Annotated in this window: 9 protein-coding genes; 3 read left to right on the forward strand and 6 right to left on the reverse strand. The window is 72.1% G+C overall.

Annotation, left to right across the window (positions count from 1 at the left end; genetic code table 11):
- Positions 1-1,371, reverse strand: a 1,371-nt coding sequence (gene rpsA, locus H305_RS0126520) for a 30S ribosomal protein S1 (RefSeq protein ID WP_028803085.1), incomplete at its 3' end; no start/stop codon positions are given.
- Between the two features lie 318 nt (positions 1,372-1,689).
- Between rpsA and H305_RS0126525 the strand changes: the two genes are divergently transcribed.
- On the forward strand, positions 1,690-2,556 hold the full coding sequence (locus H305_RS0126525) for a class I SAM-dependent methyltransferase (protein WP_051370995.1): 867 nt from the start codon (positions 1,690-1,692) through the stop codon (positions 2,554-2,556).
- A 79-nt stretch (positions 2,557-2,635) separates the two neighbouring features.
- Complete coding sequence (locus H305_RS0126530; protein WP_028803087.1) at positions 2,636-5,335, forward strand: ATP-dependent RNA helicase; 2,700 nt, start codon at positions 2,636-2,638, stop codon at positions 5,333-5,335.
- Positions 5,336-5,339: 4 nt separating this feature from the next.
- On the opposite strand, the gene H305_RS0126535 is transcribed toward H305_RS0126530, so the two are convergent.
- From H305_RS0126535 to H305_RS0126545, 3 genes are all read right to left on the reverse strand, one after another.
- Positions 5,340-6,332, reverse strand: coding sequence for a DUF3068 domain-containing protein (locus H305_RS0126535; RefSeq protein ID WP_028803088.1), 993 nt, complete (start codon positions 6,330-6,332; stop codon positions 5,340-5,342).
- Positions 6,333-6,414: 82 nt separating this feature from the next.
- Positions 6,415-6,549: an SPW_0924 family protein gene (locus H305_RS52630; RefSeq protein ID WP_107440106.1), complete on the reverse strand. Its 135-nt coding sequence runs from the start codon at positions 6,547-6,549 to the stop codon at positions 6,415-6,417.
- Positions 6,550-6,688: 139 nt separating this feature from the next.
- A complete protein-coding gene (locus tag H305_RS0126545; RefSeq protein ID WP_028803089.1) occupies positions 6,689-8,392 on the reverse strand; it encodes a lytic transglycosylase domain-containing protein in 1,704 nt (567 codons plus the stop codon).
- 340 nt (positions 8,393-8,732) lie between these two features.
- Here H305_RS0126545 and H305_RS51030 point away from each other — a divergent pair, with 340 nt between their 5' ends.
- On the forward strand, positions 8,733-9,605 hold the full coding sequence (locus H305_RS51030; RefSeq protein ID WP_078629263.1) for a DUF4184 family protein: 873 nt from the start codon (positions 8,733-8,735) through the stop codon (positions 9,603-9,605).
- Here H305_RS51030 and H305_RS53510 read toward each other — a convergent pair.
- Positions 9,508-10,302: a hypothetical protein gene (locus H305_RS53510; protein WP_028803091.1), complete on the reverse strand. Its 795-nt coding sequence runs from the start codon at positions 10,300-10,302 to the stop codon at positions 9,508-9,510. The genes H305_RS51030 and H305_RS53510 overlap by 98 nt on opposite strands.
- Before the next feature lie 545 nt (positions 10,303-10,847).
- On the reverse strand, positions 10,848-13,574 hold the full coding sequence (gene polA, locus H305_RS0126560) for a DNA polymerase I (RefSeq protein ID WP_028803092.1): 2,727 nt from the start codon (positions 13,572-13,574) through the stop codon (positions 10,848-10,850).
- Positions 13,575-13,638 lie beyond the last annotated feature (64 nt).

The raw sequence follows: 13,638 nt of genomic DNA on the forward strand, positions 1-13,638 counted from the left end.
CGCGTCGCCGCCCTCGGCCGCCGCCTGGGCGTCGGCCTCGCGGGACTTGATGACCTGCGCCTGGTGCTGCTCGAAGCGCTGCTGCGCCTCGGCGTACTGGCGCTCCCACTCCTCGCGCTGCTTCTCGTAGCCCTCGAGCCAGTCGTTGGTCTCGGGGTCGAAGCCCTCGGGGTAGATGTAGTTGCCCTGGTCGTCGTAGGACGCGGCCATGCCGTACAGGGTCGGGTCGAACTCGACCGAGGCCGGGTCGGCACCGAAGGACTCGTTGGCCTGCTTCAGCGAGAGGCTGATGCGACGACGCTCGAGGTCGATGTCGATGACCTTGACGAAGATCTCGTCGTTGACCTGGACGACCTGCTCCGGGATCTCCACGTGGCGCTCGGCCAGCTCGGAGATGTGCACCAGACCCTCGATGCCCTCGTCCACACGGACGAACGCACCGAACGGAACCAGCTTCGTGACCTTGCCGGGCACGACCTGGCCGATCTGGTGGGTGCGGGCGAACTGCTGCCACGGGTCTTCCTGCGTCGCCTTCAGCGACAGGGAGACACGCTCGCGGTCCATGTCGACGTCGAGGACCTCGACGGTGACCTCCTGGCCGACCTCGACCACCTCGGACGGGTGGTCGATGTGCTTCCAGGACAGCTCGGAGACGTGGACCAGACCGTCGACGCCACCCAGGTCCACGAAGGCACCGAAGTTGACGATCGAGGAGACGACGCCGGAACGGACCTGACCCTTCTGCAGGGTCGTGAGGAACGTCTGGCGGACCTCGGACTGGGTCTGCTCCAGCCAGGCACGGCGGGACAGGACCACGTTGTTGCGGTTCTTGTCCAGCTCGATGATCTTCGCCTCGAGCTCCTTGCCCACGTAGGGCTGGAGGTCGCGGACACGGCGCATCTCGACGAGGGAAGCCGGCAGGAAGCCACGGAGGCCGATGTCGAGGATGAGACCACCCTTGACGACCTCGATGACGGTACCGGTGACGATGCCGTCCTCTTCCTTGATCTTCTCGATGGTGCCCCAGGCACGCTCGTACTGAGCGCGCTTCTTCGAGAGGATCAGGCGGCCTTCCTTGTCCTCCTTCTGGAGGACCAGGGCCTCGATCTCGTCGCCGACGGCCACGACCTCGTTCGGGTCGACGTCGTGCTTGATCGAGAGCTCACGGCTCGGGATGACACCTTCGGTCTTGTAACCGATGTCGAGCAGGACCTCGTCCCGGTCGACCTTCACGATGACGCCGTCGACGATGTCGCCGTCGTTGAAGTACTTGATCGTCTCGTCGATCGCGGCGAGGAAGGCTTCCTCGTTACCGATGTCGTTGACCGCAACCTGCGGGGTGGTGGCGGTGGTCTCGGTGCTGCTCGTCATGTGGGAAAGGGCTCCGGTACGGACATTGAGTCGTAGGTACTGCTTGCGCCAGGAGCCCGTTTCGCTCTGCAGAAGCCGGACAGCCAAGGAAGCGCCGAACCCGGTGACCCGGGGGCGCCTCGACAACCGAGGGGACATACATACAGATGCGAGCGCAGCCTGCTACGTCTGAGGAGCGCAGGCCCGCAGCGCAACTTGTAGCATACGGGGGCAGCCGGGCAGGGTCAATGCGCGAAGCCGCACACCCGGGGCGGATCGCCGCATACCCGGCACAAAATCAGTCACACGAGGCCACGCGGGCCCTGGGGCACGCCTGTCGTGACACCCCCGAGGCGGGCGAACGGTGGGCCGCAGACTATTACGAGGGAGCCGATCATCCAAGAGTCCGAAGCGTTCGAACCGGAAGCAACCCGTCGCACCGCGGATGCCGCGGAGAGCTCCCGCGCGAACCGCGGCTGGTGGGACCGGAACGCGGACGAGTACCAGGTCGAACACGGCACGTTCCTCGGCGACGACCGGTTCGTATGGGGCCCCGAGGGCCTCGACGAGGTGGAGGCCGAGCTCCTCGGGCCGCACGAGGACCTCAAGGGCAAGGACGTCCTGGAGATCGGCGCCGGCGCGGCCCAGTGCTCGCGCTGGCTGGCCGGGCAGGGGGCGCGGCCCGTGGCCCTGGACCTCTCCCACCGCCAGCTCCAGCACGCGCTGCGCATAGGTGGCGCCGTGCCGCTGGTGGAGGCCGACGCGGGCGCCCTGCCCTTCGCGGACGGCTCCTTCGACCTGGCGTGCTCGGCGTACGGGGCGCTGCCCTTCGTCGCCGACCCGGTGCGGGTCCTGCGGGAGGTGCGCCGCGTGCTGCGGCCGGGCGGCCGCTTCGTCTTCTCCGTGACGCACCCGATCCGCTGGGCCTTCCCCGACGAACCCGGCCCGGAGGGGCTGAGCGTGTCCGCCTCCTACTTCGACCGCACTCCGTACGTGGAGCAGGACGAGGAGGGCCGCGCGGTGTACGTCGAGCACCACCGGACGGTCGGGGACCGCGTCCGTGACGTCGTGGCCGGCGGCTTCCGGCTGGTGGACCTCGTCGAGCCGCAGTGGCCCGCCTGGAACACCCAGGAGTGGGGCGGCTGGTCACCGCTGCGCGGGAACCTCATCCCCGGGACGGCGATCTTCGTCTGCGAGCGCGACTGACGCAGGCGCCTGCCGCCTGTGCCCCCGGTGCGGCACGCGCGCGTGGAGGCCGCTTCCGCCCGCGTACGAGACTGGGGGCGTGATCCGCTACGACGCTCTGGACGCGCTGCCCGTGCGCGGCGCCCTGCCCGGCCTGGACGACGCCCTGGAGGGCCACGGCACCGCGGTGCTCGTCGCGCCGCCCGGCACCGGCAAGACCACCCTGGTGCCGCTCGTGCTCGCCGGTCTCCTGGACGACGGGCGGCCGCCGCGCCGGGTCGTCGTCGCGGAGCCGCGGCGGATCGCGGCCCGGGCCGCCGCGCGGCGCATGGCGTGGCTGCTCGGCGAGAAGGTCGGCGAGAGCGTCGGCTATACGGTGCGCGGGGAGCGGGTGGTCGGCCGCCACGCGCGCGTGGAGGTCGTCACGACCGGTGTGCTGCTGCAGCGGCTCCAGCGGGACCAGGAACTGGCGGACGTCGACGTGGTCGTGCTGGACGAGTGCCACGAGCGGCACCTGGACGCCGACACGGTGGCGGCCTTCTTGTGCGACGTCCGGGCCGCCCTGCGGCCGGAGCTGCGGCTGGTGGCGGCCTCGGCGACGACGGACGCGCAGGGGTGGGCCCGGCTGCTGGGCGACGCGCCGGTGGTCGAGGCCGAGGGCGTGTCGTATCCGGTCGAGGTGGTCTGGGCGCCGCCCGCCCGTCCCGTCCGGCCGCCGCACGGCATGCGGGTGGACCCGGCGCTCCTGACGCACGTGGCGTCGGTGGTGCGGCGGGCGCTGGGCGAGCGCGAGGGGGACGTCCTGTGCTTCCTTCCCGGGGTGGGGGAGATCGCGCGGGTCGCCGGACAGCTGGGGGATCCGACGGGCCGGGGCGACGTGGACGTGCTTCAGGTGCACGGGCGGGCACCGTCCGCCGTGCAGGACGCCGTGCTCTCCCCGGGGGCGCGGCGGCGGGTGGTTCTCGCGACCTCGGTCGCCGAGTCCTCGCTGACGGTGCCCGGTGTGCGGGTGGTGGTCGACTCCGGGCTGGCGCGGGAGCCGCGTGTGGACCACGCGCGCGGGCTGAGCGCCCTGACCACCGTACGGGCCTCGCAGGCGGCCGGGCGGCAGCGGGCCGGACGGGCCGGTCGTGAGGCACCCGGAGCGGTGTACCGGTGCTGGACGGAGGCGGAGGACGGGCGGCTGGCCCGCTTCCCTGCCCCAGAGATCAAGGTGGCGGACCTGACGGCGTTCGCCCTCCAGGCGGCCTGCTGGGGCGACCCGGACGCGACGGGGCTGGCTCTCCTCGACGCACCGCCGGGCGGGGCGATGGCTGCGGCGCGCGCCGTGCTGTCGGCGGTGGGCGCGGTGGACGATTCGGGGCGGGCGACGGACCGGGGTGCCCGCATGTCCCGGCTCGGACTGCACCCGCGGCTCGCCCGCGCCCTGCTGGACGCGGCGCCCCAGGTCGGGGCGGCCCGCGCCGCCGAGGTCGTCGCCCTGCTCAGCGAGGAGCCGCCGAGGGAGTACGGCGACGACCTCGCCGCGGCCTGGCGTGCCGCCCGGCGTGGCGGTGACGCCTACGCCGGCCGGTGGCGGGCGGAGGCGAAGCGGCTGCGGACCATGTCGGCACCGGGTCCCTCGCAGCCGGGCCCCACCCCGCAGAGGTCCTCCCGACCGTCGCAGGAGACCGCCTCGGAGGAGGCCGCCCGGCAGGCGCGAGAGCTCGCCCCGCAGGAGTCCGCCCGGCAGGCGCCGGGTCCCGACCGGGAGGGGTCCGCCCGGCCGTCGCCGGGGTTGTCGTCGTCCTCCGCGGCCGGGCGGGGCGTCGCGGCGCGGAACGGGGACGATCACGTCGCGGGCCTCGTCGCCGCCCTCGCCTTCCCCGAGCGCGTCGCACGCTCGCACGGCGGCTCCTATCTGATGGCGTCCGGTACCCGGGCCGAACTGGGGGACGGCACGGGTCTGCGGGCCGCTCCCTGGCTCGCGGTCGCCGTGGCCGACAGGCCCGTGGGCGCCGGGCACGCGCGCGTGCGGCTCGGCGCCGTCATCGACGAGGAGACGGCCCGACGGGCAGCGGCGCACCTGTACGCCGCGGGCGACGAGGTCGGCTGGGCCGACGGCGACGTCGTCGCGCGCCGGGTCGAGCGGCTCGGGGCGGTGGAGCTGGCGGTGCGTCCGGTTCGGGAGGCCGGCTCCGGACTCGTGCGCGAGGCGCTGGTGGAGGGGCTGCGGACCGAAGGGTTCGGGCTGCTGCGGTGGACGCGGGACTCCGAGACGCTGCGGCAGCGCCTGGCCTTCCTGCACGCGCATCTGGGCGATCCCTGGCCCGACGTGTCCGACGGCGCTCTGCACGCGCGCGTGGACGAGTGGCTGGAGCCGGAGCTCGGCCGGGCGCGCCGGCGCGCCGATCTGGGGCGGATCGACGCGGGGCAGGGCCTCACCCGGCTGCTTCCCTGGGCGAGCGGGGACGCCGCGCGGCTGGACGAGCTCGCGCCGGAGCGCGTCGAGGTGCCCAGTGGGTCCGGAATCAGGATCGACTACACCGATCCTGAGCGTCCGGTCCTGGCGGTGAAGCTCCAGGAGATGTTCGGGCTGGCCGAGACGCCCCGGGTCGCCGGTGTGCCCCTGCTCGTGCACCTCCTCTCCCCCGCCGGGCGTCCCGCCGCCGTCACGGCCGACCTCGCCTCCTTCTGGAAGGACGGTTACCGGGCGGTGCGGGCCGAGCTGCGCGGGCGGTATCCCAAGCACCCCTGGCCGGAGGACCCGGCGACGGCGGAGCCGACGCGGCACACGAACGCCCGGCTGCGCAGGACGTGACCGGTCAGGCGCCGACCGGCTCCGGTTCGGTGACCCCGGCGGGTTCCGGGTCCCCCGGCCGGCGGCTGCGGGCCTCCAGACAGAGGGAGAGGGACAGCAGCCCGGCGCCGAGGGCGAGGAAGCCCCACGGGAGGTAGGAGGTCATCAGGAGAACCAGGGTGCGGTTGGATTCGACCAGGTCGACCGTGTACTCGATGTAGTCCTCGCGCATCTTCACGTGCCCGGCGAACGCCGTCACCTTGTCGCGGTCGCCGAGCAGGGTGCCGCCGCGCAGTTCCTCCTTGTGGATCTCCTCGGCGTACACGGGCGCTCCCGTGACCGGTTCCACCCAGAACTTGCGGACCGTGGTGTACCAGCGGGTGGTGCCCGTCTTGGCGACCGACTCGGGGGTGATGCCCTCGACCGGCATGATCTTGGGGAACTTGACCTTGGTCCAGGGGATGGTCTGCTCGAAGTAGTAGACCTTGACGCCGCGGAAGGTCCGGGTGCCCTGGTAGTGGATGGGGGCCGAGGTCCGGGTCTGCGCGTCGAAGTACTCGTAGTCCCGCTTCTCCGTCTGGAAGGGCCACTTGAACTCGATGCCCTGGCGGGTGACGGGGTCGCCGTCCACGGATTCGCCGGTGGCGTGCACGGGTTCCTGGCTGTGCGCGTCGAAGATGTAGCGCTCGGGCAGCTTGGAGACCATATTCCCGTCGGGGCCCTGGACGTAGGAGAGGGAGTCCCAGACGACGACGTCGCGGCCCGCGGTCCTCTCGATCTTCTCGGACGCTTCGACGTTGCCCCTCAGGGTCTGCACGATGGTGACCTTGGGGACCCTCCTGGCTTTCATGGTGTCGTAGTCGAGGAGGGTCGCGTCCTTCGCCTCCAGGACCATGTCCTGGTACTGGCCGGCGGGGATCTTCGCCAGGCGCGGGAAGGCGTACCAGCGCAGCAGCGGGGACAGCGCCGTGAAGAACACGGCGAAGGCGAGCAGGATCAGGCTTGCCTTGCGGCACATCTCGGCGTCCCTCCCTGGGTGTTGCGGACGGGCCGGCACGGGCCTCGTGGCCCGAGAGCGGGCTCCGGGCGCGGGTCGCGGGCTACGGGTGTGCGGGCACGGTGGTCAGCATCGGCTTCGGTGAAGTGCTGCCGGCCGGCGAGCCCATGGCCGTGATGGCCAGCACCAGGGCGAGGGCCGCGGCGAGACCGGTCGCGGCGGCGATGAGGGCACGCATACGGGCCTCCCGGGTCCGTGAACTGATACATCGTCAGGTCCGGCACCGTAGCAACGGCGGGGCGAGATGAGAACACGTCGCACACACACGGCGGCGCCCCTCCGGAGGAAACCGGAGGGGCGCCGCCGTGAAACGGGTCCTACGAGGCGGCCGCCGCCACCTTCAGCTCGACGGTCAGCGTCGCGCCGCCCGCGGTGTCGATGCGGAGCAGGAAGGTGCCGGTGGTGTCGTCCGCGTACAGCTTGGGGAGCTTGAGCATGCCGTCGGCGTCCGTGGTCAGGCCCGTGAGGGTGCGTACGGTCTTGCCGTCCGCGTCCTTGAAGTAGGGGCCCTTGTCGTTCGCGGTGGCGTCGTCGGCCGACTTGACGAGGGTGGCGGTGGCCGCGACCTTGTCCGCGACGGCTCCCTTGTACGTGGCCTTGACCTCGACCTGCTCGGCGAACTCGCCGCCCGGCACACAGGTCGGCGCGGCGTCGCCGGTGCGGGTGAGGGTGTCGGCCTGGCGCGCGGTGACGGTCGCCGTGTAGTCGAGGCCGGACATGACGCGGCCGACCACGGTGGCGCGGACCGTGAAGTCACCGGTCTTCTCGCCGGCCACCAGCGCGGGCGCGGTGGCCGTGCCCAGCTCGTCGGTGACCACCGTGGCGACCGTCTCTCCACCGCTGAACGTGGCGTCCGTGGCGTCGCCGACGATGGTGAACCGCACCCGGACCTTCGCCACGGCCTTGCCGTCCTCGGTCTCGGTCCGCACGGCGACCTTCCGGTCGAAGGAGTCGCCCGCCATGGCGGTGAGCTTCCCGGTGCCCGCGTCCTCCAGGTGGTCCACCGTCTGGGTCGGCGTCGGGGTGGGGGTGGACGGGGGCGGAGTCGTCGACGGCGGCGAGGTGGGCGGGGTCGGGCTAGACGTGTCGTCACCCGGCTTCGGCTTGCCGGGCTTGGACGGCTCGGCAGGCTTGGACGGCGGCGCCGGGGTGGCGGGCGGAGTCGGCGTCGGGAGGCTCCCGGAGCTGTCGTCGCTGTTGTGCGACGGCAGCGTGCCGGTGCCGTCCGGCACCTCGTGCGTGCCCTTGCGGTAGTACTCCAGCCAGGACAGGACGGTGTTGAGGTAGGCCGTCGAGTTGTTGTAGCTGAGGATCGACGCGTTCATCTGCGCCTGGACCGACATGTCGTGGTCGAAGCGGCACAGGTAGTGCCCGGCGGCGAGCGCCGCGTCGTAGATGTTGTTGGGGTCCTTCTTGCCGTCGGCGTTGCCGTCGCGGCCCGCCCACTCCCAGGTGGACGGGATGAACTGCATCGGGCCCACCGCGCGGTCGTGCGTGCTGTCGCCGTCGTACGCGCCGTTGTCGGTGTCGCTGATGTTCGCGAAGCCGTTGCCGTTCAGGACGGGGCCGAGGATCGGCGAGTACGTGGTGCCGGAGGCGTCGACCCGGCCGCCGCGGGCCTGGCCCGACTCGACCTTGCCGATGGCGGCGAGCAGCTGCCAGGGCAGATTGCAGCCGGGCTTGGACTCGCGCAGGGACGCCTCGGCCTTCTTGTAGGCGTCGAGGACGGTCGCGGGGATGCCCGCCTCGGCCTCGCCCCGGGACACCGGGGTGCCGACGGTCGGCGACGGGCTGGGGCTGTCCAGCGGCGGAAGGTCGGTGTAGTAGCGCGAGTTCCCGGTCGCGGTGTCGTCGTTGTCCGGGCTCGGCATGGAATCGGAGCCGGTCGTCTGTCGACCGCGGTTGTCGGTCGTCACTCCCGGGGCCTGGGACGCGGCCAGAGCCGCGACCGCGACCGCGGCCACAGCGGTGGTGGCCGCTCCCTTGCGCAGCCTCCTGCCGAAATGCGCCTGCGCCGACATCGAGTGAACCCCTCCTGTGGACGACCGCCCGTACACCTGTGGTCCGCTGTGCGGTTGTGCGTCTGTGCGGTTGTGCGTCTGTGCTGTGCGATTCTCTTGTATTCAGAGATTCTCTTGTGCCTCACGGTTCCCCGTGGGCCGCTTCGCGCTTTTGCTCTGATGTTCTACCGTTCCCGCGCCCCCCAGCACGGCAACCCAGGTGACCCTACGACAACTTCCGTCGCGCGGACACCCGTTCGCGCCCGATTTTCCCGGGTTGGCCATGCCCGACGTCCCTCATACTGGGCGTCGGTGATCAGTGCCGGGCGTGCTCGGCCAACCCTAGTCGCAGGGGGACGACTTGCCCTTCACTCTCAGCCACGCGGCTGCGGTACTGCCGGGCGTGCGTGGCGACGGGACGGGGCGCGGCCGGCTGGTCCCCGCCGTGCTGGTGGCCGGCTCGTTCGCTCCCGACATGACCTACTACGCGGCGAGTGTGCTGCCCGGAGCGATGGATTTCGGCACGTTCACGCACTCGTTGCCCGGTGTCCTCACCTTCGACGTGCTCGTCGCGTGGGCACTCTTGGCCGCCTGGCTGGTGCTCCGCGAGCCGCTGGTGGCGCTGCTGCCGGCCGCCGCGCAGGGGCGTCCGGCCCGGCTGCTGCGCTGCGGCACGGCCCGTACGCGTCCCCGGTGGCCGACGGCCCTGTGGTGGTACGTCTCCGCGGTGCTCGGCGGGCTGACCCATGTCGTGTGGGACGCGTTCACGCACCACGACCGGTGGGGTGTGCGGCTCGTCCCCGTCCTGGGACGGGATGTGGGCGGCTCGCCGCTGTTCTGGTACGTGCAGTACGGCAGTTCGGCCGTGGCGGCGGTCGTGCTCGTGGTCTTCGTGGTCGTCGCGCTGCGCCGGACGCCCCCCGGCGAGGCCGTGGGGGTGCCCGTGCTGTCCTCGTCCGACCGGTGGCTCGCCGCCGCGGTGCTCGGGTGCTGCGCGCTGCTGGGCGCGGTGCAGCGGGCGACGCGTTGGTGGGCCTATTGGGGTTCCACCGCCAAGCCCTGGGAATTGATCCCGACGGTGTGCTTCGGCGGGGGTGCGGGGCTGTCGCTCGGCCTCGCGCTGTACGCGGCCGGGATCAGGGTGTGGCGTCCTGCTCCGGGTCGTCCCGGCCCGGCAGCGGTTCGTACGGAACCGGGCCGTCCGGCTCCTGGCCGATCACGCTCTGCGGGCTGAGTCCCTGGATCAGGCCGCGGCCCTGGTTGAGACCGCGGTGCACGGCCTGCGCGATGCGCCCGATGGTCGCGATCCGTCCGATGGTGCGGACCTGGTAGGGCGTCGTCGGGTTGTCGCGGGTCAGGACGACCATGCGGTAGGTGCGGTGGGTGCCCTTGAACGCGCCGACGCCGTGCACCCGCCACCCGTGCCGGGCCCGGAGCAGCGGGCCGTCCTCGGCATGGGTCACCGGCTCGCGCGCCGTTCCGGAGGACAGGCGCCGCCCGTCGCCGCGGATCCGGCCGAGCGGCAGCAGTTCGTGGGTGCGGGTCTTCAGGAAGGAACGGGCGTCGGTGAGAACGCCCGGCAGCCGTGTCTCCGCGAGGCGCAGGACGGCCTCCATGAGCACGCTCCGGGCGCCGCTCACCTCGTCGCACTGCCGCTCGCTCGCGCGGGCGCAGCTCAGCCCGGTGTCGTCCTCGTGGACCGCTGCCGGGGCGGCGCCTGTGCGGGACGACAGCGCCGCCCGGACGTCGCGGGACGTCCGGGCGGCGCGTTCGGGGTCACGGGGCGTGCGGTACGCGGCGGGCACCTGGGCGGTACCGGCCCCCGCGGCGACAGCGGGCATCGGCGCGAGCAGCGCCGGGACGACGGCCGTGGCCGCACAGACGACGGCGGTGGCCATGACCGTACGGCGGTGGAGCATGCGTATACCCATGCCCGCATCCTTGCGGCCGCTCCGGCCCGGGGGCGTCTTTGCGGGGGCCACGCGGGTGACACCCCCGGAGCCGACGCGGTCCCCGCACCTGCCCTGCGGGCCGGTCCCCACGGCGCCGGGCCCGCCCGGCGGGACCCTCCTGCACCCGCCTTCGCGGCGGGACCTTCCAGCACCGGCTCGCCCGGCCGCGCCTGCCCTCTACCAGCCCTCCCGGCCGGACCTGCCCCGTACCAGCCCTCCCGGCCGGACCTTGCAGTACCAGCCCTCCCGGTGGAGCCTTTCGTACCCGCTCTCCGGCGCTGGACCCACCGGGACCACGCCTGCAGTGTTCATCGGCCTCGGGACATCGGACGTCCCTTGGCCGGCCCCCGGGACAGGCTCCCAGGGGACGGCGCCCTTCCCGGTGACCAGACCCTTCGAACCGGACCCCTTGGACCGGACCCCGAGAACCGGCTCGCCCGGAGACAGGACCCCCTCCGGGTCACGGTCACCCGATGAGCGGAGCGCCCCCGCCGGAAGCCCGGCGGGGACAGCCGGGGACGGCTCTAGTGCGCCGCGGACTCCCAGTCCGTGCCCGTGCCGACGGACACGTCGAGGGGAGCCCGGAGCTGCACCGCCGACGCCATCTCCCGGCGCAGCAGCTCCTCGGTCCGCTCGCGCTCGCCCGGGGCGACCTCCAGGACGATTTCGTCGTGCACCTGGAGGAGCATGCGGGACTTCAGGTCCGCCTCGCGCAGCGCCCGGTCCACATTCAGCATGGCGATCTTGACGATGTCCGCCGCCGTGCCCTGGATCGGGGCGTTCAGCGCCATCCGCTCGGCCGCCTCGCGGCGCTGCCGGTTGTCGCTGTTGAGGTCCGGCAGGTAGCGGCGGCGGCCGAAGAGCGTCGCCGTGTAGCCCGTCGCGCGGGCCTCGTCGACCACGCGGCGCAGATAGTCCCGCACCCCGCCGAAGCGCTCGAAGTAGGTGTCCATCAGCGCACGGGCCTCGCCCGCCTCGATGTTCAGCTGCTGCGAGAGGCCGAAGGCCGACAGCCCGTAGGCCAGGCCGTACGACATCGCCTTGATCTTGCGGCGCATCTCAGCGTCGACCCCGGACCGCTCCACCGAGAACACCTGGGAGGCGACGGTGGTGTGGAGGTCCTCGCCGGAGGTGAACGCCTCCAGCAGCCCCTCGTCCTCGGACAGGTGGGCCATCACGCGCAGTTCGATCTGGCTGTAGTCCGCGGTCATCAGGGACTCGAAGCCCTCGCCGACCACGAAGCCCCGGCGGATCGCGCGTCCCTCGTCCGTGCGGACCGGGATGTTCTGGAGGTTCGGATCCGTGGAGGAGAGACGGCCCGTCGCCGCGACGGTCTGGTTGAACGTGGTGTGGATGCGGCCGTCCGCCGCGACCGTCTTGATCAGACCCTCGACCGTGGAGCGCAGCTTCGCCTGCTCGCGATGACGGAGCATGATCACGGGCAGTTCGTTGTCGGTCTGCGTCGCGAGCCACGCGAGGGCGTCCGCGTCCGTCGTGTAACCCGTCTTGGTCTTCTTGGTCTTCGGCAGGGCCAGCTCGCCGAAGAGCACTTCCTGGAGCTGCTTGGGCGAGCCGAGGTTGAACTCGTGTCCGGCGGCGGCGTGGGCCTCCTTCACCGCCTGCTGCACGGCGCCCGCGAACATCTGCTCCATGGCCTCCAGATGGGCCCTGTCCGCGGCGATGCCGAAGCGCTCCATGCGGGCGAGCAGCGCGGACGTGGGCAGCTCCATGTCGCGCAGCAGGTCGGTGGCGCCGACCTCCTCCAGCTTGCCCACGAACGTCTCGCCCAGGTCGAGAATCGTGCGGGCCTGCGCCATCAGCGCGTCGGCCTCGGCCCGGTCGTCTGTACCGAAGGCGAGCTGCCCGTCGGCCGCGGCGGCGGGTCCGAGCTCGCGGCCCAGGTACTCCAGGGACAGCGCGTCCAGTGCGAACGAACGACGGCCGGGCTTGACCAGGTAGGCGGCGAGCGCGGTGTCCATGGACACGCCCTCGATGCTCCAGCCGTGCTCCGCGAAGACCCGCATCGCGCCCTTGGCGTTGTGCATGATCTTGGGCTTCGCCGGGTCGGCGAGCCAGGTCGCGAACGCGATCTCGTCGGCCTCGTCAAGCTGCGAGGGGTCGAACCAGGCGGCGGCGCCTTCACCGGCGGCGAGCGCGACCTCGGCCACCGAGCCGGCGCCCAGGCCCCACGAGTCGACAGTGGCCACGCCGAGGACCGCCGTGCCGTGCTCGGCGAGCCACGGCTTCAGCTCCCCCGCGCCCAGCACCGTGCCGTCCACCTCGACGCCCTCGGCGACCGGCTGGGCCGCCTCGGCCTCGTCGGACCCCGGGTCGACGGCGAGGAGCCGCTCGCGAAGCGAGGGGTTGCGGATCTCCAGGGTGTCCAGGACCATCGCGACGGCCTTGCGGTCGTATGCCGCTCGCTCCAGGTCGGGGACCGTGCGGGACAGTTCCACGTCCTTGACCATCTCGGTGAGGCGGCGGTTGAGCTTCACCGCTTCCAGGTGGTCGCGCAGGTTCTGTCCGGCCTTGCCCTTGACCTCGTCGACGCGCTCGACGAGGTCCGCGAACGACCCGAACTGGTTGATCCACTTCGCAGCGGTCTTCTCGCCGACGCCGGGGATGCCCGGCAGGTTGTCGGACGGGTCGCCGCGCAGGGCCGCGAAGTCGGGGTACTGCGCCGGCGTCAGCCCGTACTTCTCGACGACCTTCTCCGGGGTGAACCGGGTCAGCTCCGAGACGCCCTTCGTCGGGTACAGCACGGTGGTGTGCTCGGAGACCAGCTGGAACGAGTCGCGGTCGCCGGTGACGATCAGCACCTCGAAGCCCTCGGCCTCGGCCTGGGTGGCGAGCGTGGCGATGACGTCGTCGGCTTCGAAGCCGTCGACCGCGAAGCGCTGGACGTGCATCGCGTCGAGCAGCTCGCCGATCAGCTCGACCTGCCCCTTGAACTCGTCCGGGGTCTTCGACCTGTTCGCCTTGTACTCGGTGAACTCCTCGGAGCGCCAGGTCTTGCGCGAGACGTCGAAGGCCACCGCGAAGTGCGTGGGCGCCTCGTCGCGCAGCGTGTTCGCCAGCATCGACGCGAAACCGTAGATTGCGTTCGTCGGCTGGCCGGTCGCGGTGGTGAAATTCTCCGCGGGCAGCGCGAAGAACGCGCGGTACGCCAGCGAGTGCCCGTCCATGAGCATCAGCCGCGGACGACCCGCACCTGCGGTTTTCTCGGTCTTCTTCGATGCTGTTTCTGCCACGCCCCCGATCCTGCCACGCCCCACTGACATCGAGACCCCTCCCGGCCCGGCCCGGGCCTCCGCG

The sequence above is a fragment of the Streptomyces sp. 142MFCol3.1 genome (genome assembly GCF_000424945.1).
Classification (GTDB): Bacteria; Actinomycetota; Actinomycetes; order Streptomycetales; family Streptomycetaceae; genus Streptomyces; species Streptomyces siamensis.